General features: G+C 64.8%; 19 protein-coding genes, 1 tRNA gene, 1 pseudogene and 2 riboswitches. Of the genes and pseudogenes, 15 read left to right on the top strand and 6 right to left on the bottom strand.

The features are described from left to right. Positions 1-63: 63 nt before the first annotated feature. Positions 64-1,458, top strand: a pseudogene (locus tag AKN83_RS30795) (hypothetical protein); the annotation flags it as partial. Here the strand turns inward: AKN83_RS30795 and AKN83_RS30790 are convergent. Together AKN83_RS30790 and AKN83_RS30785 are read right to left on the bottom strand one after the other, a co-directional pair. Next, positions 1,459-2,211 carry an alpha/beta fold hydrolase gene (locus AKN83_RS30790; RefSeq protein WP_050406401.1) on the bottom strand — a complete coding sequence of 251 codons (753 nt, stop codon included), beginning with the start codon at positions 2,209-2,211 and terminating at the stop codon, positions 1,459-1,461. 79 nt (positions 2,212-2,290) lie between these two features. Then, complete coding sequence (locus AKN83_RS30785) at positions 2,291-3,424, bottom strand: hypothetical protein (RefSeq protein ID WP_050406400.1); 1,134 nt, start codon at positions 3,422-3,424, stop codon at positions 2,291-2,293. Between the two features lie 248 nt (positions 3,425-3,672). Here AKN83_RS30785 and AKN83_RS30780 point away from each other — a divergent pair, with 248 nt between their 5' ends. Next, the gene (locus AKN83_RS30780) at positions 3,673-3,918 is read left to right on the top strand and encodes a zinc-finger domain-containing protein (protein WP_018272338.1); all 246 of its coding nucleotides are present in this window, start codon (positions 3,673-3,675) and stop codon (positions 3,916-3,918) included. Positions 3,919-3,925: 7 nt separating this feature from the next. Then, a complete protein-coding gene (locus AKN83_RS30775; protein WP_050406399.1) occupies positions 3,926-5,128 on the top strand; it encodes an FAD-dependent monooxygenase in 1,203 nt (400 codons plus the stop codon). Positions 5,129-5,150: 22 nt separating this feature from the next. Here AKN83_RS30775 and AKN83_RS30770 read toward each other — a convergent pair whose 3' ends face one another. Beyond that, positions 5,151-5,585, bottom strand: coding sequence for a hypothetical protein (locus AKN83_RS30770; protein WP_050406398.1), 435 nt, complete (start codon positions 5,583-5,585; stop codon positions 5,151-5,153). A 225-nt stretch (positions 5,586-5,810) separates the two neighbouring features. On the opposite strand from AKN83_RS30770, the gene AKN83_RS30765 reads away from it, so the two are divergent. Then, positions 5,811-5,897 (top strand) — tRNA-Leu (locus AKN83_RS30765). A 21-nt stretch (positions 5,898-5,918) separates the two neighbouring features. On the opposite strand, the gene AKN83_RS30760 is transcribed toward AKN83_RS30765, so the two are convergent. Further along, positions 5,919-7,823, bottom strand: a complete 1,905-nt coding sequence (locus tag AKN83_RS30760; RefSeq protein ID WP_063695602.1) for a phospholipase D-like domain-containing protein — start codon at positions 7,821-7,823, stop codon at positions 5,919-5,921. Positions 7,824-8,018: 195 nt separating this feature from the next. Then, a complete protein-coding gene (locus tag AKN83_RS30755; protein WP_244522164.1) occupies positions 8,019-8,306 on the bottom strand; it encodes a PilZ domain-containing protein in 288 nt (95 codons plus the stop codon). A gap of 281 nt (positions 8,307-8,587) precedes the next feature. Here AKN83_RS30755 and AKN83_RS30750 point away from each other — a divergent pair, with 281 nt between their 5' ends. Further along, on the top strand, positions 8,588-8,902 hold the full coding sequence (locus AKN83_RS30750) for a hypothetical protein (RefSeq protein ID WP_050406396.1): 315 nt from the start codon (positions 8,588-8,590) through the stop codon (positions 8,900-8,902). Positions 8,903-8,984: 82 nt separating this feature from the next. Here AKN83_RS30750 and AKN83_RS30745 read toward each other — a convergent pair whose 3' ends face one another. Beyond that, positions 8,985-10,604 carry an ABC transporter substrate-binding protein gene (locus AKN83_RS30745; protein WP_050406395.1) on the bottom strand — a complete coding sequence of 540 codons (1,620 nt, stop codon included), beginning with the start codon at positions 10,602-10,604 and terminating at the stop codon, positions 8,985-8,987. A 269-nt stretch (positions 10,605-10,873) separates the two neighbouring features. On the opposite strand from AKN83_RS30745, the gene AKN83_RS30740 reads away from it, so the two are divergent. From AKN83_RS30740 to AKN83_RS30695, 10 genes are all read left to right on the top strand, one after another. Then, positions 10,874-12,004: a M20/M25/M40 family metallo-hydrolase gene (locus AKN83_RS30740; protein ID WP_050406394.1), complete on the top strand. Its 1,131-nt coding sequence runs from the start codon at positions 10,874-10,876 to the stop codon at positions 12,002-12,004. A 92-nt stretch (positions 12,005-12,096) separates the two neighbouring features. Then, a riboswitch (glycine riboswitch) is annotated at positions 12,097-12,202 on the top strand. 3 nt (positions 12,203-12,205) lie between these two features. Next, positions 12,206-12,319: riboswitch (glycine riboswitch) on the top strand. Positions 12,320-12,387: 68 nt separating this feature from the next. Beyond that, positions 12,388-13,695: a D-amino acid dehydrogenase gene (locus tag AKN83_RS30735; RefSeq protein ID WP_050406393.1), complete on the top strand. Its 1,308-nt coding sequence runs from the start codon at positions 12,388-12,390 to the stop codon at positions 13,693-13,695. Positions 13,696-13,821: 126 nt separating this feature from the next. Further along, positions 13,822-14,019 carry a hypothetical protein gene (locus AKN83_RS30730; RefSeq protein ID WP_050406392.1) on the top strand — a complete coding sequence of 66 codons (198 nt, stop codon included), beginning with the start codon at positions 13,822-13,824 and terminating at the stop codon, positions 14,017-14,019. Beyond that, positions 14,016-15,314, top strand: coding sequence for an ArgE/DapE family deacylase (locus tag AKN83_RS30725; protein ID WP_050406391.1), 1,299 nt, complete (start codon positions 14,016-14,018; stop codon positions 15,312-15,314). The genes AKN83_RS30730 and AKN83_RS30725 overlap by 4 nt, the downstream gene beginning before the upstream one ends. 263 nt (positions 15,315-15,577) lie before the next feature. Continuing rightward, positions 15,578-16,519 (top strand): ABC transporter permease, encoded by a 942-nt coding sequence (locus AKN83_RS30720; protein WP_050406390.1) that lies wholly within the window; start codon positions 15,578-15,580, stop codon positions 16,517-16,519. A gap of 3 nt (positions 16,520-16,522) precedes the next feature. Then, the gene (locus AKN83_RS30715; RefSeq protein ID WP_050406389.1) at positions 16,523-17,410 is read left to right on the top strand and encodes an ABC transporter permease; all 888 of its coding nucleotides are present in this window, start codon (positions 16,523-16,525) and stop codon (positions 17,408-17,410) included. Then, positions 17,407-19,071: an ABC transporter ATP-binding protein gene (locus AKN83_RS30710; protein ID WP_063695601.1), complete on the top strand. Its 1,665-nt coding sequence runs from the start codon at positions 17,407-17,409 to the stop codon at positions 19,069-19,071. The genes AKN83_RS30715 and AKN83_RS30710 overlap by 4 nt, the downstream gene beginning before the upstream one ends. Before the next feature lie 275 nt (positions 19,072-19,346). Further along, positions 19,347-20,867: a M81 family metallopeptidase gene (locus tag AKN83_RS30705; protein WP_050406420.1), complete on the top strand. Its 1,521-nt coding sequence runs from the start codon at positions 19,347-19,349 to the stop codon at positions 20,865-20,867. A gap of 7 nt (positions 20,868-20,874) precedes the next feature. After that, entirely contained in the window at positions 20,875-22,047 is a 1,173-nt protein-coding gene (locus tag AKN83_RS30700; protein WP_050406388.1) for a M20 aminoacylase family protein, read from the top strand. Next, entirely contained in the window at positions 22,040-23,458 is a 1,419-nt protein-coding gene (locus tag AKN83_RS30695) for an amidase (protein WP_050406387.1), read from the top strand. Before AKN83_RS30700 ends, AKN83_RS30695 begins: the two co-directional genes overlap by 8 nt. Positions 23,459-23,535 lie beyond the last annotated feature (77 nt).

Below are 23,535 nucleotides of genomic sequence, written 5' to 3'. Positions count from 1 at the left end.
GTTGGTCGGGATTTCGCCGAAATCAAGCCGTGCTTCTGCAACTATTGGCGGATTTCGTCCGCAGTGTGGTTTTGGGCATGGTCGGCTCCAATAAAAGGGGGAAATACCATCAACACCCGGACGTTACGTGGGCGCCTGACCGATGCACGGTCGGTCTGGATCGCCACCATTGCCATTCCCCTCCTCCTGCTCGCGCCTGCCTTCTGGAACGGCTACCCGCTGCTCCAGTGGGATACCGGCGGCTATCTGGCGCGCTGGTACGAGGGCTATCTGGTGCCGAGCCGGTCCACGGTGTTCGGCATCTACCTGCATGCCGGTGAGACGTCGGGCTTCTGGCTCAACCTCGGCATCCAGACCCTGGCGACGCTGTGGATCCTGCAGCTGACTTTGCGCGTTTTCCAGCTCGCCCGGCCGGTTCGGCTGATCGCGATCAGCCTTGCGCTGATCGCAACCACCGCGCTGCCCTGGCTCGCCAGCATGCTGCTGACCGACATCTTTGCCGGCCTTGCGGTGATCGCGCTCTACGTCCTCGTCCTGCACGGCGACAGGATCTCGACGCTGGAGAAGGCGCTGCTGTTCGGATTCATCGCGTTTTCCGCGGCCACACACAGCGCGACGCTCGCGGTGCTGCTCGGCCTGTGCTGCGTCGGCTGGATGCTGCGTCCCTGGTTCGGCCGCCGCCTCTCTGTCGCGGGGCTGGCGCAGGGCAGCCTGACCATCGTCACCGGCGCCGTGATGCTGCTGGCGGCGAACCTCGCGCTGTCGGGACAGCTGGCCTGGACCCCGGGCGGCTATGGCGTCGCCTTCGGCCGCATGCTGCAGGATGGCATCGTCGCGCAATATCTGCGCGATCATTGCGCCAAGGAGGACCTGAAGCTCTGCCCCTATCGCGACGAGTTGCCGCCGACCGCCGACGACTTCCTGTGGGGCCACAGCATGTTCGACACGCTCGGCCGCTTTCAGGGACTGAATGACGAGATGGGCCACATCGTGGTGCGCTCGCTCGCCGAATATCCGACATGGCAGGCCAAGGCGGCGCTGAAAGCAACCGCCGACCAGCTGATGCATGTCGCGACCGGAGAAGGCTCCTCGGGCTGGATCCCGCACACCTACGGCATCATCGAACGCTATATTCCGAAGCAAGTCGCGCCGATGCGCGCCGCGCGGCAACAGCGGTGGCGCCTCGACTTCACCGCAATCAATCGCATCCACGTGCCGGTCGCGTTCGCCTCGATGCTGCTGGTCGTAATCCTGTTCGGCCGCGGACTGTGGCAGCGGCGGCTCGACGATCTGACGCTGCTGGCGGGCACGGTGACGCTCGCTCTGCTCGGCAATGCCGTCGTCTGCGGCGTGATCTCGGGGCCGCACGACCGCTACGGCGCGCGCATGGTGTGGGTTGCGACCTTCGTGGTGCTGATCGCAGCCGCCCGCGCCTTCGCCACGGACGATGCCGACGAGCTATTTTCGTCGCGACAGGAAGTCGATGACGCCGGTCTTGTAGACCTTGTCACCGACCGCCCGCATGTGGTCGCGGTTCGGAATGTCGAGCACCTGCGATCCCGGAATGATCCGGCCGAGCGCTGATGCCGAGCCCGCGATCTCGTCCTTGCTGCCGACCGCGATCAGGACCGGCACGCCGATCGCGGCAGCCTCCTCGCGCGTCATCAGCCGGCGCGAGCCGCGCAGGCAGGCGGCGAGCGCGCGGCGGTCGGATCGGGTCTGATCGGCGAAAGCACGGAAGGTTCGGCCGACCGGATCGGTGACGTCGTCGAGCGACGGCGCCTCCAGCGCCTGCGCGACGGCCTCGCCGGGACCGCCGCCCTCGATCAAACCGATGCCGATGCCGCCGAGGATCGCCGAACGCACCCGATCCGGATTTTCGCGCGCCAGGATCGCCGTCATCCGCGAGCCCAGCGAATAGCCCATGATGTCGGCGCGCGCGATGCCGAGATGGTCCATCAGCGCGATCACGTCGCTTGCCATGGTCGCGATCTCGTACTGCGCAACGTCGTAGAGCTTGGCGGATTCGCCGTGGCCGCGATCGTCGAGCGCGATGACGCGCCGGCCGGCCTTGACGAGCTCCGACACCCAGGTCGGATAGATCCAGTTGACGTTCTTGCTCGAGGCAAAGCCATGCACCAGCACGATCGGCTCGCCCGCGCCTTCGTCGATATAGGCAATCTCAACATCGCCGTGGTGGAAACTCGGCATCTTCGATTCCGTTTTTTCTTGGGACTTGTTTTCTTGCGACTTGGGACGTGCGATTGGCGATCGACCGGCGACCGCAAGCTTAGCCCTGGGCGGGCATGCTCGCCAAGGTAGCCTGGGCAGCCATCTGCCGCTTCAGGCGCAGCGCCTTGCTGCGTCTGAGCCACCATGCCGTGGCTCGCTCGGTGGTGGCCTTGATCGACGACAGGAAGCCGAACAGCGCGAGCAGCGCGCCGAACAGCCACATGGTGAGATTGAACGTACCGGCCGCGAGCAGCAGCGCACCGCGGCCGAGCAGCTTGATGATCGCGCGGGTCTGGCCGCCCTTCGTCTCCGCGATGCGGGCCGCACGCGCGATCTCCTGCGGATTCTCCGCGATCTTCAGCGTGTCGCGCGCGGCACGAACTCCGGCTGCCTCGCCGATGCGCCCGACGTCCTTGGCGACGCGCACCAGCCCGCCGGCCTTCTCGGCGCGGAATGCCGCGCGGATCGCGGTTGCGGTTTCCGCCGGACGCAGCACCGAGCCGGACGCGACCGCCTCACGGAGCGCCGGCTGATCGACCACCTCGCGGGTCGAGCGCCCGGCCCATTCGATCATCCCCTCGCTCAGCCGTCCGGCCTTGCGCGTATCCTTGACCAGCGTCAGTCCGGCGCGCAGCGGCGCAACGCCGCCGACCGATACATAGGTGGCCGCGGTCACGGCGAGCCCGGCGGCTGCGAGAGCAAGCACCAGCTGGTCGGTGTCCTCGCCCATCACGAGATGCTTGCCCTCGCGCACGACGTCCCTGACGTCACCGAACACGAACAGATCGCCGGCGACCGTGCCGGACAGGCTTGCAACGTCGTCGGCATTGCCGGTCACGAGGCCGGTGGCAAATCCCTTGGCGAAATGCGTGGTGGACGACTGCTCTTCGCGCGCGTCGTCGACACGCTTCGTAAGTTCAGTGCTGAGCGCGATGTTCTGCTCGCTTGCGAGCGCGACGAAGCTGGTCGCAAGATCGGCATCGCCCGCGGCGAGCGCTGCCTCGATATTGTCCGATATCAACGCCGGGTTGTTGCGCAGGACGGAATTGAGCCTGAGGTCGGCGAGCGCAGCCGGATCGTTCCGCGCTGACAGCACCATGCCGGCGTCCCGGGCATGCGGCCAAATGGCCGCGCCCACGGCAGCGCTCGCGGCCAGGCCGACCATCGCAAGAGTGAGGCGCACCCCGTTCATTCCGCTGGAAACCTCAACTTTAATTCGCCTTGTTCAGTTCGCCTGGAAATAGTGTGCCGTTTTTGCGACACAACGGCTCCGACCAAAGAAGGGCTTCTCTGGGACGACAAGATTGTGTCGAATTTGCATGAGCAAATGAGCCATCGGGGCTCTAGGAATCAACTGTTCCCGCCAGTATGGTGCGCGGCATTTCGCGATGCCGCATGCAGTTGATTGCGTCTGCCCATCGTTGCTACCAAGGTGAGAATATGTCCGACCACGTCGTCCCGCACTTCCATAACGATGCCGGCGTCTCGGTGATCGAGATCGGGTCGCAGGAGTTCATGTGCGTGGGCGCCAACCCGCCGTTCGACCATCCGCACGTGTTCCTCGACCTCGGCAACGACAACGAGATCATCTGCCCGTACTGCTCGACGCTCTATCGCTTCGCATCAGACCTTGCTGCCGGCGAAGCACGGCCGCCGGAATGCGTGCTGAAAGACAAGGTCGCCTGACCGTTCCGTGGCGCTGACGCGAACCGTCATCGTTGCCGGCGCCGGGATCGGAGGACTGACGGCGTCGCTGACCTTGGCGGCACAGGGCTTTCGCGTCGTCGTGCTGGAAAAAGCCGAGCGGCTCGAGGAAGCCGGCGCCGGCATCCAGCTTTCTCCCAATGCGAGCCGCATCCTGGTCGAGCTCGGGCTCAAGGAACCGCTGGCGCGGCGCGCGGTCACGCCGGACTCCGTCAACATCCTGAGCGCGCGGGCCGGCGGCGAGATTGCGCGGATGCCGCTCGGCCATGCCGCCGAGTTCCGCGCCGGCGCCCCCTATTGGGTGATCCACCGCGCCGATCTGCAGGCCGCATTACAGGCCGCCGTCAACGACCATCCCGATATCGATCTGCGGCTCGGCTGCCAATTCGAGGACGTGACCAAGCACGCCAAGGGCCTGACGGTGGTGCAGCGCCACGGCAACGCACGGCAGGAGGAATTGGCGGTTGCGCTGATCGGCGCCGATGGCATCTGGTCGTCGGTCCGTGGACATTTGTTTCCGGATGTCCAACCGCAATTCTCCGGCCTGATCGCCTGGCGCGGCACGCTCGACGCGACCGCCCTGCCGCGCGAATACACTGCGCCGCGCGTGCAGCTGTGGATGGGGCCGGATGCGCATCTCGTGGCCTATCCGATCTCGGCCGGGCGCCAGGTCAACGTGGTCGCGATCGTGTCGGGCACCTGGAACCGGCCGGGCTGGAGCGCCCCCGGCGACGCCAACGAGATCAAGGGCGCGTTCGCCCATCCGCGCTGGCCCGCCACCGCGCGGATGCTGATCGGCGCGGTCGACGGCTGGCGCAAATGGGCGCTGTTCACCCTGCCCGACATCGGCCGCTGGAGCGAAGGCGCGGTGACGCTGCTCGGCGACGCCGCGCATGCGATGCTGCCGTTTGCCGCGCAGGGCGCCGGCATGGCGATCGAGGATGCGGCCGTGCTGGCCAAGGCCCTGGCCGACTGCACCGGCGAGAACACCGCGGGCATTCCCGCCGCGTTGAAGCGCTACGCGAAGATGCGGCGAGGCCGCGTGCTGAAAGTGCAGCGCATGGCGCGGCAGCAGGGCCGCATCTATCATTTGAGCGGACCGCTTGCGATCGCGCGCGATCTCGCGATCCGCGCCATCGGTCCGCAGCGCATGCTGGCGCGGCAGGACTGGATCTACGACTGGCGCGCCTGAGAGACCAGTTCGAAGCGCGCGTTCAGTGAACGAGGCCTCGCGGCGCGCGCGGACCCTTCGCCCCCGGCGCAGGCGCTGCGGGTACGGCCGCCGCAGGCGCATCCGGCGGGCTCTCGTGGCATTTGTTGGTGCGCCAGGCCTGCTCCGCCAGCCTCTGCTGGGCGTGGATCGAGATCAGCTCGTTGCGATAGACCATCTCCGAGACCACGGTACCGCCGACGCCTGTCTCCGCCTTGGCCATCAGCTTTTCCTGAGCCTCTGCGCGGCTCGCGAGGCCCTTGCGCTCGGTCTCAAGCTGCTTGCAGTCATACAGATCGTACTTGGCGGGATCGGCGAAGGCCGAGGGCACGCTCTCGCCGATCTGTGCGCAGCCGGAAACTCCGGCAGCCGAGGCGAGCAGCGCAACCATGGCTGCCGCGCGCGACAGATTTGGGCGGCGTGGAAGACGAACAGACATTCAGCTTTCTTAGTCCCGACAGTGTTGAGATTGCCTAAAGCAGCCGCCGGTGTCCGGATTGAGGCTCAATCGCGGCGGCGCGCTGCTTATCCCAATGCCCGGCCGCGGAAGCAAATGGAATTGCAAACCACGCCTTAAGCCTTTGAAACCGCGCCCGTTAGCAGCGGATAATGACAATTCCACTCCGCCGGCAAACGCGCTAGTAATCGGCCCGCCTGGCGCAATGCGGACGTGGCGGAATTGGTAGACGCAAGGGACTTAAAATCCCTCGACGGCAACGTCATGTGGGTTCGAGTCCCACCGCCCGCACCAGGCGCGCTCGCGCGACCGCGACTATTTCTTGGCCTTGGCCTTCTTGGTTTTCTTGGCCTTTGCCTTTGCGGCCTTGGCCGGCTTCTTGGCCTTTACCTTCTTCGCCGATTTCTTGGCTGCCGTCTTTGCGGATTTCTTCGCTGCTTTTTTCGCAGCTTTCTTAGGCGCCCTCTTGACGGCTGTCTTCTTCGAAGCCCCACCAGCCGCGGCGGGCTGTCGCGCCGCGCCGCCGCCGCCTCCGCTGCGCGTCGGGCGTGGCGGCACCGGCTCCTCCATCCAGAAATCCAGCTCCTGCTCCTTGCCGCCGCCCGGCTTCCAGCCGTCGAGCGAGTAGATCTGATCCGGATTGCCGCCGCTGCCGAGATAGCCGCGCCAGGAATAATGGTCGTAGACGCCGTTGATATGCAGCGCATAGGCCTGGGCGAGTTGCTTGTTGCCGCGGATGATCACGAGGTTCTCGTCGTTCTTCTCGGAGGCCGCGACCGAGAAATTGTGCGATCCGGTGATGACGGCGCAATTGTCGGAGAACGGATCGACCACGATGGTCTTGGAGTGAACGATCGCGATCATCCCCGCGTTGCGGATCTGCTGAACGCTGAATTCGACGTCAGCCCAGGAGGGCTCGTTGGTCGCGTTCACGCCATGCGGCAGCTGCACGTCGTCGTGGAAGGATTGCTGCGGCGCGCCCGATTTCACCACCTGCCCGCCGACCGAAACGATGTTGCCGTTCTTGCTGGGCATCATGGTCGATACCACGCCGCGAACATAGATGTCGTTCTGCTGGGCGCGGTCCAGCAGGGCACTAAGCAGCGGCGATTGACCCGGCATGAACATCAGGAAGAGCGCGCCGTCTTTGGCGTTCTTGATCAGGTCCAGCACGGGTTTGAACTCCGCCTCGCCGTTGGTCGCGGCGAAGTAGACCGAAATGTTGGCGTCGCTGGTCGGAGTGGAATTCGACGCCTTGAGCGCGGGCGGCATGGCGTTGCCCGCAGCGACCAGCCTGCCCCACTGATCGAGATAGCGCTTGGCGATCACCGCATTCTCGATGATCAGCACGTTGTTGAGCTGCGTGCACAGCCCGGTGGTAGTCCAGTTGGTGCTGCCGGTCAGCACGCGGATCGCGTTGCCGTGCGCGTCGCTCTCGACCACGAACTTGTTGTGGACGCTGGGCGACGACCTGCCCGCATTCGACAGATCGCGATGCTTGACGGTCAGACCGGCGCCGCTGAGCTCGCCCGCGATGTTCGGCTTGGTCGCACTGCCGTTGCCGAGCAGGACATTGCCGCGGCTGCCGAACGGTTTCAGCGCGCCGACCAGCTCCTCGTCATTCATCTCGTAGATCGCAGCATGGACCTGGCTGCCGCGCAAATCGGCATCGTGCAGGAAGGCCAGGATCTCGTGCAGTGCATCGCCTGAAAGGTAGCGCCGCGCCTGGTTGGCCGGATCGGACAGGCCCTTGACGAAATTGCGCAGCGAGTCGTCGGACGTATCACCCTTCACGAAGCGGCTGACGATCTGGGACATCAGAGTGCCCCGGTTGAAATAGGCCGACAAGCCGCCGCCCGCATCGCCCGACGCGACCGCCGGCGTCGTCCAGGCCGACACCGAGGCGGCATCGGGCGTGAACGTCCCGTTCGCGCCGCTCTTCATCGCGGTGACGCGATAGGAGACGTTGTCGGTGTCGACGACGCTGTGATCGGTCCAAATGCAGCGCCGGAACGGCGATTGCGTCGAGGAGATGCCGGCGTCCGCGACCGGCTTCTCGCCGGGCTTCGGCGGAATGCGGTTGGACAGCACGATCGTCTGCTGCGTGATGTTGTTGCGCCGCTCGAGCTGGAATCCAACCCAGTCGTTGGACCAGGTGTCCGGCTGCCAGGCGATCAGGATATCATCGGCGTTCGCGTAGGCCTTGACATTGATGGTCATCACAATTTCCCCGAGGCTGGGTGGATCCACAGCAGCGAAACAATGGGCGCCACCCTTGCACGGTGAGAGCGTGCATGCTGGAGGGGCGCCCATATCGGCCCGTTGGACCATACCCCGGTAACCTTGGGTAGTTTGTGAAATAGACGACAACTGTTCGTGCAAATCGGCGCGACGCGGCCCGCCGGGGATGGAGCCCTAACCGAACGCCAGTCCCAGCCGCTTCTGCTTCTTCCACACGATGCGGCACGGCCACCGCTGGCCGTCGACGCCGAGGGTGAAGCAGTCGGGAAACCACAGCGGTGAGTTGACTTCGATGCAGGCGCCCTGAGGCGAGAGATTGCGGACCGTGCAGGCGATCGCTTCATTGCCGAACTCGATCGCTCCCGACTTGAGGACGCGGCGGCGCGCGCCGGCACGGCGCTGCTCGGTCGGCATTGGCTGTTGCGCATTGGCCGGCGTGGGCCTGCTATGGTCGTCGGCCATGGGCCTGTCGCGGTAGGTACACAAACTGGCGGCCAGATTACGACGCAATACTAACGGGAACCTTAAAACCGGCGTCAATCAATTTGGTATGCCAGTGCGCGCCGACCGGCTGGTCAGGTACGCACGGTATCTCGATGTTCGCATCACCACATCGTGTCTTCCGGCTGTGGTGCGGTTCACATGCCGCGATCGCCGAACGTGGTAGTCTTGAGGCGTTGGAAAGTTCTGGCCGCACATTTCGCGGCCCTCACATTTCGAAATCAATGAGTTGGAGATAGGCGATGACGATTGCGAACAGCAATCGGATTGCCGGTCGCAATCAGATTGTCGACGCGCCTGATCATGGCGCTTCTGTCCTCGAGCACGGTGACGACGCGGCTCACTGCAGCAACGGGCTCAACGCACAGAGATTCCGCGATGCGCCACCCCATGAGCGCGCGATCTACCGGCTATGGCTTCGCGGCGCGATCGTGCTGTGCGGATTGCTGGCGTTCGCCGCAGGCGCAATGGTCTGGGTCAACGGCGCCGGTGTCGGACAGACCCAGCTCTCGAGCCTGTCGAGCGCGGGCCGCGCCAAATCAGGCCATGCGAATTAGCGACCGCCGCCGCGGAGCGGCTGCGCGAAACGTAAACGGCCGGGACAAGTCCCGGCCGTTTGTATTGCGTGAAGCCTGAAGCCTACTCGGACTTGTCGATATTCCAGAAGATCGGCGTCGCCGGTCCGTCGAGCACACCGGTCAGCGACTTCCGCCATGCGCTCGGTCCCTGATACTGGCCGAGCGGGATGTAGATGACCTGCTCGTAGGCTTCCTTCTGGATATCGGCCGCGATCTTCTTCTGCTCGTCGAGCGAAGTCGCGCGGACGAACGCATCCTTCAGCTGTTCGATCTTGGCATCCTCGGCCCAGCCGAACCAGCCGCCATTCTTGCCCTGGCCGCCAATCGAGAGATTGGCGATCGGGTTGGAGACGTCGGCGCTGACCCAGTTGGTGAAGAACATGTTCCAGCCGCCCTCCTTCGGCGGCTTCTGGCTGGCGCGACGGGTCACCACAGTCTGCCAGTCGGTCGCCTGCAGGTCGACCTTGAAGCCGGCGTCGCGCAGTTGCTGGGCGACGACAACCGGCTGCGCCTTGAGCGTGGTGACGTCGCCGGGCGCCATGATGACGATAGGCGTTCCATCATAGCCCGACTCGGCAAGCGCCTTCTTGGCCGCCGCCATGTCGCCGCCCTTCAACAACGTCTCTCCGCCGACATCGGTCGCGAACGGCGTATCGCAGATGAAGAAGGCGACGCAGGTCTTGTAATACTTGGGATTGCCGACCAGCGCGTCGAGCACCTGCTTCTGGTTGACCGCCAGCAGCGCCGCCTGGCGAACCTTGATGTTGTCGAACGGCGGGTAGAGGAAGTTCATGCGGCCCAGCGTCTGGAAGCCGGCTTTGTTTAGCGTCTCGATCTTGATGTCCTTGTCGGCTTCCAGGACCGATAGCGTGTCTAGCGACGGGTTCTCCAGGAAATCGATATCGCCTGACTGCAGCGCATTCAGCGCGGTCTGCGCGTCGGCCATCGTGACCCACTCGACGCGGTCGACCTTCACGACCTTGCCGCCTGCGGTCCAGCTCGCCGGCTCCTTGCGCGGCACGTAATCCTTGTTCTTGACGTAGACCGCCTTCACGCCGGGCTGGAATTCAGCCTGCACGAACTTGAACGGACCCGAACCGATCTGTTCCGGAATCGGCTTGTCCGGCGGCGTCTCGGCCAGCCGTTTCGGCATCATGAAGGCGACGCGCGACGAAGGCTTGCCGATCGACTCCAGCACCAGGCCGTAGGGCTCCTTCAGCTTCAGCGTGATCGTCTTCGCATCGGTGGCTTCGATGCTCGCCGTGAAATCCATCAGCTTCTGGCCCATACCGTCGACCTTGGCCCAGCGCTTCAGCGAGGCCACGCAATCCTCGGCGGTCACCGGCCCGCCGTCATGCCACTTCAGGCCGTCGCGCAGCGTGAACGTGTAAGTGAGCTTGTCGTCGGAGACCTTCCAGTCCGCCATCTGCGGCTGAATCTTGAAGTTGGAATCGGTCGCGATCAGCGTGTCGTAGACCATGTAGCCGTGGTCACGCGTGATGTAGGCGGTGGTCAGGATCGGATCGATGACCCGTAGATCCGAATGCATCACCGCGGTGATGGTCTTGTCCGCGGCCACGGCCTGCGGCGCAAACGACAATTCCTGCGGCGCGAACGACAGCGCGAGCGCCGTCAACGCAGCCGCTAGCGTGCGGTGCTTCCAACGCGAGATAGGGAACATGCAATCTCTCCTGACGTGTAACTGGTCAAAGCCGGCTTATTCGTTATGCATGCGGTTCGTTATTTAGGCGAACTAACATGCTGTATGGCTTGTGAAATCGAGACTTGCATCAAGCGCAATGCGCGTCAATCGGTTTCCGGCAGGATCGAACGTATACGAACGAATGAACGGCGGGTGCAGCGCATTTGACTTTACAAAGTCGTCTTCGGAGCTTTTCGTAACGCACGCGAACGCGTATCGGCGCGAACAAACAACAAGAGAGAAAAGACATGAACCCCGCCAATCTTCCTTTTGATTCCGAAGCGATGCTGCAGGGGCTGCGCAGCTGGGTGGAATGCGAGAGCCCGACATGGGATGCGGCCGCGGTCGAGCGCATGCTCGATCTCGCCGCGCGCGAGATGGCGATCATGGGTGCGACGATCGAACGCATCGCCGGGCGTCAGGGGTTTGCCGGCTGCGTCCGCGCCCGTTTTCCCCATCCGAAACAAGGTCAGCCGGGCATCCTCATCGCCGGCCATCTGGACACCGTGCATCCGGTCGGCACCATCGAAAAGCTGGCATGGCGGCGCGAAGGCAACAAGTGCTTCGGGCCCGGCATCTTCGACATGAAGGGCGGCAACTATCTGTCGATCGAGGCGATCAGGCAGCTGGCACGCGCCTCCTTCACGACGCCGCTGCCGATCACGGTGCTGTTCACGCCCGATGAAGAGGTCGGCACGCCGTCGACGCGCGACATCATCGAGGCGGAAGCCGCACGCAACAAATACGTGCTGGTGCCGGAGCCCGGCCGGCCGAACAACGGTGTCGTCACCGGCCGCTACGCGATCGCGCGCTTCAATCTGGAAGCCACTGGCAAGCCGAGCCATGCCGGCGCGACGCTTTCGTCCGGCCGTTCCGCGATCCGCGAAATGGCCCGGCAGATCATCGCCATCGACGGCATGACCACCGAGGACTGCACCTTCTCGGTCGGCATCGTGCATGGCGGCCAATGGGTCAATTGCGTCGCAACGACCTGCACCGGCGAAGCGCTCAGCATGGCCAAGCGCCAGGCCGATCTCGACCGCGGCGTCGAGCGCATGCTGGCGCTGTCCGGCACGGCAAATGACGTGACATTCAAGGTGACGCGCGGCGTCACGCGCCCGGTGTGGGAGCCGGATGCCGGCACCATGGCGCTCTATGAAAAGGCGAAGCGTCTCGCCGCCGACATGGGTCTTGATTTGCCGCACGGCAGCGCCGGCGGCGGCTCCGACGGCAACTTCACCGGTGCGATGGGCATCCCTACCCTCGACGGCCTCGGCGTACGCGGTGCCGACGCCCACACTTTGAACGAACATATCGAAGTCGACAGCCTCGCCGAGCGCGGCCGTCTGATGGCAGCGCTGCTCGCAACGCTCGACTAAGGCTGATTTGCACTGCACAACAGTTTGGCACAGCCGGATCGAAATTTGGCCTTGTTCAATTTTGAGGCTTCGCCTACGGTCCGGCCGTCCAACGCGATGATGCGGGAGAGACTGAAGCAATGGCATTCGTGCTTTTGCTTCAGCGCCGACGGAGCAACCGCCCCGGAAACTCTCAGGCAAAAGGACCGTTTCATCAGGACGATCTGGAGAGAGACGACTTGGCCGTACATCAAGGGCCATTCGTCCACCGAAGGGGATAGTTCGCCATCGGGCCCGCGCCCGATGCGGATCAAGCTCTCAGGTACCGTGACAGATGGGGCGTCGAAACAACCGGTTTCACCGGCGGTTCGGCGACTCTAACCCACGGGAGCCTGAAGACCACCATGCCTCACATCGCTATCATTGGCGCCGGCATCACCGGCGTGACGACGGCCTATGCCCTGCTGGAGCGCGGCTACCGGGTGACTGTCCTCGACAGACATCGCTACGCCGCGATGGAAACCTCGTTCGCCAACGGCGGACAGCTCTCCGCCAGCAACGCAGAAGTGTGGAACAGCGCAGCGACCATCCTCAAGGGGCTGCGCTGGATGCTCAGAAGCGACGCGCCGCTGCTGATGAATCCGAAGCCGAGCTGGCACAAATATTCCTGGATCGGCGAATTCGTCGGCAGCATCGGCCGCTATCGCAGCAACACCATCGAGACGACGCGGCTCGCAATCGAAGCGCGCAAGCACCTGTTCTCGATCGCCCAACGCGAGAACATCGCCTTCGATCTCGAACGCCGCGGCATCCTGCACGTCTATCACGACAAGGCCGGCTTCGAGGCTGGCCTGCGCGTCAACACGCTGCTGCAGCAAGGCGGGCTCGACCGCCGGCCGGTGACGGCGGACGAGATCCACAGCATCGAGCCCGCGCTGCAGACGACCTGCTATGGCGGCTTCTTCACGCCGTCGGACGCGACCGGCGATATCCACAAGTTCACGCGCGGCCTCGCCGACGCCTGCATCCGCCGCGGCGCGAGCTTCGTCCATGAAGCCGACGTCGACAGCATCGCACGCGACGACGGCGGCTTCCGTATCGGCTGGAGCCAAGCCACTTCACACGATGCCGACAGCGCGACGCGACATGAGTTGCAGGCGGACGGCATCGTGATTTGCGCCGGCGTCGCGAGCCGCCACTTCGCCGGCCTGCTCAACGACCGCGTCAACGTCTATCCGGTGAAGGGTTATTCGATCACCGTGCAGCTCGATGCGCCGCAAAGCCGGGACGCTGCGCCGACCGTCAGCCTGCTCGATGAAGCCGCGAAGATCGTCACCAGCCGGCTCGGCGCCGACCGTTTCCGCGTCGCCGGCACCGCCGAGTTCAACGGCTTCAACCGCGACATCCGCGCCGATCGCATCCAGCCGCTGGTCGATTGGGTGCGGCAGCATTTCCCCGGCATCGACACCTCGAAAGTCGTGCCGTGGGCCGGCCTGCGCCCGATGATGCCGAACATGATGCCGGTGGTTCGTGCCGGACGGATTCCGGGTGTGTTCTACAACACCGGCCACGGCCATCTCGGCTGGACGCTGTCGGCTGCGACGGCGCAGATGGTCGCAGGAGCGATCGATGACTGGCGCGACCTCGACACGCCCTCCATGGTGCCGTCGCAGGTCGATGCGACCAAGACCACCCGCGCAGCTTTCCCCTAATTATCCAACCGAAGAGGAAGAATATGTGCGTATTTGCGTGTGGCCAGGTTGGAATTCGCTGAGAAACACCGCATGACAAAGTCTAGCGTCACGATGGGGAAAAGTGTTTCAGCGCGGGAGGGGGCAATGCGCATCGGGGTAGCGGGCACGCATGGCATTGCGGTCCAACGCAGGAATCCCGACGGCAGCTGCGCCGGCGGCGATCTCTTCGGCGGACCGGTACGTAACCTCGCCTCCCGCACGCACACCAACTCGGTGCGCCGCCTTTCCGAAACGGTCAACGCTCAGGCCGCTGCGCTGGGCTCCACGAAAGGCGCGACATGACAACCGGGACGTTGACCAAGCCGGATCAGATTGCCGCAGAGCTGTGCGCGGCCGTCGATCGAAACTTCGACGATCAGGTCGCGTTCCTGTCGCGCATGGTGCAGTTCCGCAGCTTGCGCGGCCAGGAAGCGCCGCAACAGCATTGGCTGGCGGAGCAATTCGCAAAGCGCCGCTACGACGTCGATACGTTCAGCCTTGCCGACGTCAACCTGATGAGCCATCCGAAGGCTGCGCCGATGGACGGCATCGACCTTGCCGGATCGCAGCAGGTCGTTGCGACGCTCAACAGCAAAGGCAGCGGACGCAGTCTGATCCTGCAAGGTCATATCGACGTGGTGCCGGAGGGACCCGCCGACCTTTGGGAGCAGCCGCCGTTCTCGGGCGCCGTGCGAGACGGCTGGATGTTCGGGCGTGGCGCGCAGGACATGAAAGCCGGCGTCTCGGCGATGATCTTCGCGCTCGACGCTTTCAGAGACGCCGGGTACGCCCCGGGCGGGCGCGTCCATCTGCAGACCGTGACCGAGGAAGAGAGCACCGGCAACGGCGCGCTGTCGACCTTGATGCGCGGCTATCGCGCCGACGCCTGCCTCATTCCCGAGCCGACTGGACACACGCTCACGCGCGCCCAGGTCGGCGCCGTCTGGTTTCGCCTGCGCGTTCGCGGCACGCCGGTGCACGTCGCCTATTCCGAGGCCGGCACCAGCGCCATCCTGTCGGCGATGCATCTGGTGCGCGCGTTCCAGGATTACACCAAGGCGCTCAATGCCCGGGCACTCGACAACAGCTGGTTCCGCAGCGTCAAGAATCCGATCAAGTTCAACGTCGGGATCATCAAGGGCGGCGACTGGGCGAGTTCGACCGCGGCGTGGTGTGAACTGGATTGCCGGCTCGGCCTGTTGCCCGGCGAGACGCCGCAGCAGGCGATGCGCGGCATCGAGGAATGCCTAACTGAGGCGCACAAGGCCGACGACTTCCTGTCCGACAATCCGGCTGAGCTGGTGTGGAGTGGCTTTCAAGCCGACGCGGCGGTGTGCGAGCCTGGCAGCGAAGCGGAAGCAGCGCTGTCGGCAGCCCATCAATCCATCTTCCAGGCTCCGATGCAGGAGCGCCTGTCGACGGCCGTCAACGACACTCGCTACTATTGCGTCGATTACGGCATCCCTGCCCTTTGCTATGGTCCTTACGGTGTCGGCCCACATGCGTTCAACGAACGTGTCGAGCTCGACAGCCTTCGCAAGACAACCAAGAGCATCGCGCTGTTCGTCGCCAATTGGTGCGGCGTGATGCGAGCGTGAATGAACTTGTCGTTTCAGGTCGGTGGCACACGACGACAAGTGCAATTCGAAATAGCAGCTTCAAACCAAGGGAGGCCTCCAACGGCCCGAACCGCGCCTTGATATAACGTCGCCATTGGCACAGTATTTGCCTGCAAATTCATCACGTTCGCGCTGGCTTTGAGACAAGACGCAGAAGCGCATGAGACACATCACGGGGACACCATGAGTATGATGCGGCCCAGCCTTCGCTTCGCACCATCTGACGGCAGGAGATAGCAGCGATGCTCGGCTATCTGATCCGCCGCATCCTCGCCGCCGTTCCCGTGATGGGCGTGGTGGCCCTGTTCGTGTTCCTGTTGCTGCGGCTGACGCCGGGCGACCCGGCCGCCATTCTTGCCGGCGACAATGCAACGCCTGAACAGCTCGATCGCATCCGCACCTCGCTTGGTCTGAACGAGCCGATCTACATCCAGTTCTACACCTGGATCGCCAAGCTGCTGCACGGCGACCTCGGCGTCTCCCTGATCTCGAACAAGCCGATCCTCGAGATGATCGGCCCGCGCCTCGAGCCGTCGATCTCGGTCGCGCTCGCCACCATCGTCCTTTCGATCCTGGTCGCGGTGCCGCTCGGCGTGATCGCGGCGTGGAAGCACGGCACCTGGATCGACCGCTGCGTGATGGGGCTTTCGGTGCTCGGCTTCTCGGTGCCGGTGTTCGTGATCGGCTATGTGCTGATCCAAGTCTTTGCGATCGATCTGCGCTGGGTACCGGTGCAGGGCTTCAAGAGCATCTCCGCCGGCTTCGGTCCGTTCTTCGAGCGCATCATCCTGCCGACCTGCACCCTCTCCTTCATCTATGTCGCGCTGATCGCGCGCATGACGCGGGCCTCGATGCTCGACGTGCTGGGTGAGGATTTCGTGCGCACGGCGCGTGCCAAGGGCATCGGCGAGACCGGCGTGCTGCTGCGCCATGCGCTGCGCAACGCCGCGGTCCCGGTCATCACCGTGATCGGTTCCGGTTTCGCGCTGCTGATCTCGGGCGTCGTCGTCACCGAAAGCGTGTTCAACCTGCCCGGCATCGGCCGCCTCACCGTCGATGCGGTGCTGGCGCGCGACTATCCGGTGATCCAGGCCATGATCCTCCTGACGTCGGGTATCTATGTCGCGGTCAATCTGTTGATCGACCTCGCCTACACCCTGCTCGATCCTCGTATCCGGTACTGAGCAATGGCGATCGAAACCCTTCCCGAATCCACCATCCCCGTCACCCGGCCGTTCCGCGTCAAGCTCGGCTTCCTCACTTCGACGCCGATCATCGCGGTTGCGACGATCTGCCTTGCGCTGATCATCCTGATGGCGATCTTCGCGCCGCTCCTTGCGCCGCATGATCCACTCTTGCTGACGCCGGCGCAACGACTGAAGCCGGCGAGCGCGCAATACCTACTCGGCACCGACGCCTATGGACGCGACCTGTTGTCGCGCATCATCTACGGCGCACGGATCTCGCTCGTAATCGGGCTCGGCTCCGCTGTCTTCTCGATCGTCGTCGGCCTCCTGATCGGCCTCGTTGCCGGCTTCTTCCGCTGGGTCGATGCGGTGATGATGCGCGTGATGGATGGCTTGATGGCGATCCCCGCCATCCTGCTCGCGATCGCCGTGGTGTCGCTGTCCGGCGCCAGCATCTGGACCGTGATGGTCGCGATCACCATCCCCGAGATCCCGCGCGTGGCGCGGTTGGTGCGCTCGGTGGTGCTGACCGCGCGCGAGGAGCCCTATGTCGAGGCCGCGATCTCGCTCGGCTCCAGCCTGCCAAAGATCATGTGGCGGCATCTAATGCCGAACACCATCGCGCCGCTGATCGTGCAAGGCACCTATGTTTGCGCATCGGCGATCCTGACCGAGGCGATCCTGTCGTTCCTCGGCGCCGGCATCTCGCCGGAGACACCGACCTGGGGCAACATCATGGCCGAGGGCCGCGCCTTCTTCCAGGTCAAGCCGTCGCTGATCTTCTGGCCGGGGCTGCTGCTCTCGATCGCCATTCTCAGCATCAATCTGATCGGCGACGCCGCGCGCGACGCGCTCGATCCCCGCATGAAACAGCGTGAGGGCAAGTGACCAATACCAACTCTTCCAACGTCGTCCTCGACATCAACAACCTCATCGTCGGCCTCGGCCGCAAGGCGGACGCGCATCGGATCATCGACGACCTGTCGCTGCAGGTGTGCGAGGGCGAGACGCTGTGCCTGGTCGGCGAAAGCGGCTCGGGCAAGTCGGTGACCTCGCTCACCACGATGGGCCTGTTGCAGAAGGGCACGCTGGTGCCGTCGGGTGGGAGCGTCAAGCTGGTCGGCGAGGAACTGCTGACCGCGACCGACCGGCGCTTGAGGCAACTGCGCGCGACGCGGATGGCGATGATCTTCCAGGAGCCGATGACCGCGCTCAATCCGGTGGTGCCGGTCGGCCGCCAGATCGACGAGGTGCTGCGTGCCCATACCGATCTCGACTCCCGTGCGCGGCGTCAGAAGATCCTGGCAATGATGGAGCATGTGCGGCTGCCCGATGTGGAGCGCATCTTCTCCTCCTACCCGCACCGTCTGTCCGGCGGCCAGCGCCAGCGCATCATGATCGCGATGGCGCTGGTGCTGGAACCGAAGCTCCTGATCGCGGACGAACCGACCACCGCGCTCGACGTCACCACCCAGAAGCAGATCCTGACGCTGATCCGCGACCTGCAGCGCGACCACGGCACGGCCGTTTTGTTCATCACTCATGACATGGGTGTCGTGGCCGAGATCGCCGACCGAGTCGCCGTGATGCGGCACGGCCGGCTGGTCGAAGCCGGACCGCTGCAGGACGTGCTGCGCAATCCGAAGATGGAATACACCCGCAACCTGTTGTCCTCGGTGCCGAGCCTCGTGCCGCGCCCGCCGCGCCCGGAGACCAAGGAGCCGGTTGTGCTGGAAGCCAACGAGCTCAGCAAGGTCTACCGGGAGCGCTCGCTGTACGGCAAGGCCCGCGAGGTCGCCGCCGCCAGCAACGTCACGCTCACCTTGCGCAAGGGCCGCACGCTCGGCATCGTCGGCGAAAGCGGTTCCGGCAAGTCGACGGTGGCGCGCTGCATCGTCCGTCTGATCGATCCGACCTCGGGCGGGGTGCGGCTCGCCGGCCGCGAGATCTCCGACCTGTCGCGCCGGTTGTTGCAGCCGCATCGCCAGAAGATCCAGATCATCTTCCAGGACCCGTATCGCTCGCTCAATCCGCGCGTCACCGTCGGCGAGAGCATCGCGGAAGGCCCGATCAATTACGGCATGCCGCGCAAGGATGCGTTGGCGCGCGCCCGCGAGCTGCTCGAGCTCGTCCATCTGCCGCCCGACGCGATCTCGCGCTATCCGCACCAGTTCTCCGGCGGTCAGCGCCAGCGCATCGCGATCGCGCGCGCGCTGGCGCTCGATCCCGACGTGCTGGTGGCGGATGAGGCAGTGTCCGCGCTCGACGTTTCGGTGCAGGCGCAGGTTCTCAATCTGCTCGACGAGATCCAGCGCCGGCTCGGCATCGCGCTGTTGTTCATCACGCATGATTTGCGCGTCGCCGCACAGATCTGCGACGACGTCGCCGTGATGCAGCGTGGCCGCGTCGTGGAACAGGGACCGGCGGCCGAGGTGCTGACCAATCCGCAACAGGCCTACACCCGGGCGCTGCTCGAGGCTGCCCCTGGGCGCGGCTGGGATTTTGCGAATTTCCGTCCCGTTTCGGAAAGCGCTCTGGCCACGGCCTAATTCTTTAGCCGTAGCCTCGGCCGCTGCCGCGGTCTCTGCCTTGATCGCAGGCTTTGGCCTGCCTTGGGCCTTTACGCCCATAGGGCATGCAAATCCGGAAGTGCTCGACGGCTTGCGCTTGGCGCGACGACACGCTTAACGTCGCGCGCTAGAGCGTGAGCCGGAGGGCGGACACTGGCCTCCCCGAAAGTTCGCGCTCAAACCAACGAAACGAGATCGTGGCGCGCACCGTTCCGATCGCACCACGATCGAAGAAACGTACCGAGACCAACTTGATGACCCGCATTGCCGTTGGCGGCTTCCTGCACGAGACCAACACCTTCGCACCGACGAAGGCAACTTATGACGACTTCGTGCATGGCGGCGGCTGGCCGTCGATGACGCACGGCGCCGACGTGCTCAAGGTCATGCGCAAGATCAATGCCGGCCTCGCCGGATTCGTCGAGGCCGCGGAAGCCAATGGCTGGGAGCTCGCCCCGACGGTCGCGGCCGGCGCAACTCCGTCGGCCCATGTGACGAAAGATGCCTTCGAGCGCATCGTGACGGAGATTGTCGACGGCATTGCCGCTGCGGGGCCGATCGATGGCGTCTATCTCGACCTGCACGGCGCCATGGTGACCGAGCACCTCGACGACGGCGAAGGTGAAATCCTTGCCCGCGTCCGCAAGGTGATCGGTCCGGATGTGCCGCTGGTCGCGAGCCTCGACCTGCACGCGAATGTCTCGCCCGAAATGATCGCGCATGCCGATGCGCTGATCGCCTACCGCACCTATCCGCATGTCGACATGGCCGACACCGGCCGCGCCTGCGCCAGGCACCTGGCTCTGCTGCTCAAGTCCGGCCAGCGCCTCGCCAAGGCGTTCCGCCAAGTGCCGTTCCTGATCCCGATCAGCTGGCAATGCACCAACGACCAGCCGGCCAGGGGCATCTATCAAAAGGTCGTCGCGCTGCAGAGCGAGGCGGTGCCGACGCTTTCGTTTGCGTTCGGCTTCCCGGCCGCCGATTTCAGGGATTGTGGTCCGAGCGTGTTCGCCTACGGCCGGACCCAGGCCGATGCGGACGCCGCTGCCGACAACATCCTCGCGCTGGTCGAAGGCCATGAAGACGACTTCGATGGCCGCATCTATTCGCCCGACGATGGCGTCCGCCATGCGATGGAATTGGCGCGCTTGGCGACGAAACCGATCGTCATCGCCGACACCCAGGACAATCCCGGCGCCGGCGGCAATTCCGACACCACCGGCATGCTGCGCGCGCTGGTGCGCAACGGCGCGAGTGCCGCGACCGGCGTGATTTGCGATTCGGCATCGGCGCAGGCCGCCCATGCGGCCGGCGTCGGGGCATCAGTCACGCTCGAGCTCGGCGGCAAATCAGGCATTCCCGGCGACACGCCGTACCGTGAGACCTTCGTCGTCGAACAACTCTCGGACGGCAGGTTCGTCGCACCGGGGCCGTTTTACGGCGGCCGCGACATGGATATGGGACCCTCGGCCTGCCTGCGCATCGGCGACGTCCGGGTCGTGGTCGGCTCCTACAAGGCCCAGCTTGCCGACCAGGCAATGTACCGCTATGTCGGCATCGAGCCGACCGCGCAGAAGATCCTGGTCAACAAGAGCTCGGTGCATTTCCGCGCCGATTTCGAGCCGATCGCCGAGAAGCTGCTGATCTGCGCCGCGCCGGGCCCGATGCCGGCCGATCCCGCGACGCTGCCGTGGAAACATTTGCGACCGGGCATTCGTATCAAGCCTAACGGCCCAGCTTTCACCCCCTCCTCCCCATCACGCACAAACGGATAGAGAGACCATGCCGACCATTGAGCGCATCGACAGTTTTGCCGACGAACTCACCGCCATCAGACGGGATCTGCATGCGCATCCCGAGATCGGCTTCGAGGAGGTCCGCACGTCAGGCATCGTCGCCGAGAAGCTCGCGAGCTGGGGCATCGAGGTGCATCGCGGCCTCGGCGGCACCGGCGTGGTCGGCGTGCTCAAGGGCAAGGGCAACGGCAGCAAGAAGATCGGCCTGCGCGCCGACATGGACGCGCTGCCGATGGAGGAGAACACCAATCTGAAGTGGCGCTCCACCATTCCCGGCCGCTTCCATGGCTGCGGCCATGACGGCCACACCACGATGCTGCTCGGCTCGGCACGCTATCTCGCCGAGACCCGCAATTTCGACGGCACCGTGCATTTCATCTTCCAGCCGGCCGAGGAAGGCCTCGGGGGCGCCCGCGCCATGATCAAGGACGGCCTGTTCAAGCAGTTCCCCTGCGACGAGGTCTATGGCCTGCACAACGCGCCCGACCTCAACCATGGCGAGATCGCGATCCTGCCGGGCCCGGCAATGGCCGCGGCCGACTTCTTCGACATCAGGATCCAGGGCTACGGCGCGCATGGCGCCATGCCGGAGCGCTCCAAGGATGCGGTCGTGATCGCAATGACGCTCGGCCAGGCCCTGCAGTCGATCGTCAGCCGCAACGTCGATCCGCTGCAGGCTGCGGTGCTCTCGATCACGCAGATCCATTCCGGTTCGGCGTACAATGTCATTCCCGGCGAAGCCTGGATGTGCGGCACGGTGCGCTGCTTCTCCGACGAGATCCGTGAGCTGATCCGCAAGCGCATGCGCGAAATCGCCGCCGGCTTTGCGGTGGCCTATGGCGCCGAAATCTCGGTCGAGATCCGCGACGGCTTCAGCGTGCTGGTGAACCAGGAAGAGCAGTCCCGCGTCGTCGAGGAAGTCGCGCGCACCGTGGTCGATCCGGCCAAGGTGATCACCCGCTCGACGCCCAAGATGGGCAGCGAGGATTTCGCCGACATGATGCAGGCCATACCCGGCGCGTATTTCTGGGTCGGCCATGACGGTTCAGTGCCCGTGCACAACCCCGGTTACGTTCTCGACGACAAGATCCTGCCGATCGGCGCCAGCATGTTCGCCCGCATCATCGAGAAACGTATGCCGGCAGGTGCGCATGCATAAGCCGAAAGGGGACGCCATCACGTCGCTGCACGATCTTTCGGCCGTCGACCTGCTCGCCGGCTATCGTGCGAAACAGTTCTCGCCCTCCGAGGTGCTCGAGGAAATCATCTCCCAGGTCGCGACCTGGGAGCCGCACATCAAGGCGCTGTACCTGTACGACCCCGACGGCGCGCGGAAGGTCGCCAAGGCCGCGACCGAGCGCTGGCAGCAGAGTGAGCCGGCCGGCACGCTCGACGGCGTGCCCGTCACCATCAAGGACAACGTCGCCACCAAAGGCCAGCCGGTGCCGCTGGGCTCTGCCAGCGTCAAGCTCGTGCCGGCCGAGAAGGATGCGCCGCCGGCGGCGCGGCTGCGCGAAGCCGGCTGCGTGATCTTCGCCAAGACTACGATGCCGGATTACGGCATGCTGTCGTCGGGGTTGTCGTCGTTCCATCCCCTCACCCGCAATCCCTGGGATGTCAGCAAGAACCCGGGCGGCTCGAGCGCCGGCGCGGGCGCTGCGGGTGCAGCCGGCTATGGTCCGCTGCATCTCGGCACCGACATCGGCGGCTCTGTGCGGCTGCCGGCCTCCTGGTGCGGCCTCGTCGCATTGAAGCCAAGCCTCGGCCGCGTGCCGATCGACCCGCCCTATGTCGGCCGCGTCGCAGGGCCGATGACCCGCACGGTCGACGACGCCGCGCTGATGATGAGCGTGTTGTCGCGCCCCGATCGCCGCGACGGCATGAGCCTGCCGGCGCTCGAGGTGAACTGGAAGGCGCTGGAGAAGTCGCCGCGCAAGCTGCGCATCGGGCTGATGCTCGACGCCGGCTCCGGCCAGAAGGTCGAGAAGGAGGTTCGCGAAATCGTCGTCAAGGCAGCGAAGGCGTTCGAATCCGCCGGCGCCGTCATCACCGAGATCGACGGCATCCTGACGCCGGAGATGCTCGAAGGGCTCGACAATTTCTGGCGTGTGCGAACCTGGGACGAGTTGTCGAAATTGTCGCAGGCTGATCGCGGCAAGACGCTGCCCTATATCCTCAACTGGGCCGAGGCCGGCGCAAAGCTCTCCGGCGTCGACGTGGTGCGCGGCTTCAACCAGACGATGGCGATCCGCGCGGCGGCCGCAAAACTGTTCTGCGAGGTCGACTACGTGATCTCGCCGGTGTCGCCGGTGGTGAACTTCCCGGCAGAGTTCGCAGCACCGCTCAACGACCCGGCAAAGCCGTTCGAGCACATCTGCTTTACCGTGCCGTGGAATATGTCGGAGAATCCCGCGCTGTCGATCAACGGCGGCTACGACAAGAAGGGCTTTCCGATCGGCGTCCAGATCATCGGCCGCCGCTTCGACGACATCGGCGTGCTCGGCATGGGCAAGGCGTTCGAAGGCCTGCGCGGCCTGCAGAAGCCGTGGCCTGCGCCGCCGAAGAAGTAGCGCCTCGGCCTTCCAAATTGTCATGCGCGGGCTCGACCCGCGCATCCATCTTCTTCATAAAGAAGAGATCGATTGCG

The organism is Bradyrhizobium embrapense (genome assembly GCF_001189235.2).
Lineage (GTDB): Bacteria > Pseudomonadota > Alphaproteobacteria > Rhizobiales > Xanthobacteraceae > Bradyrhizobium > Bradyrhizobium embrapense.
This window is presented reverse-complemented; position numbering and strand designations above follow the sequence as displayed.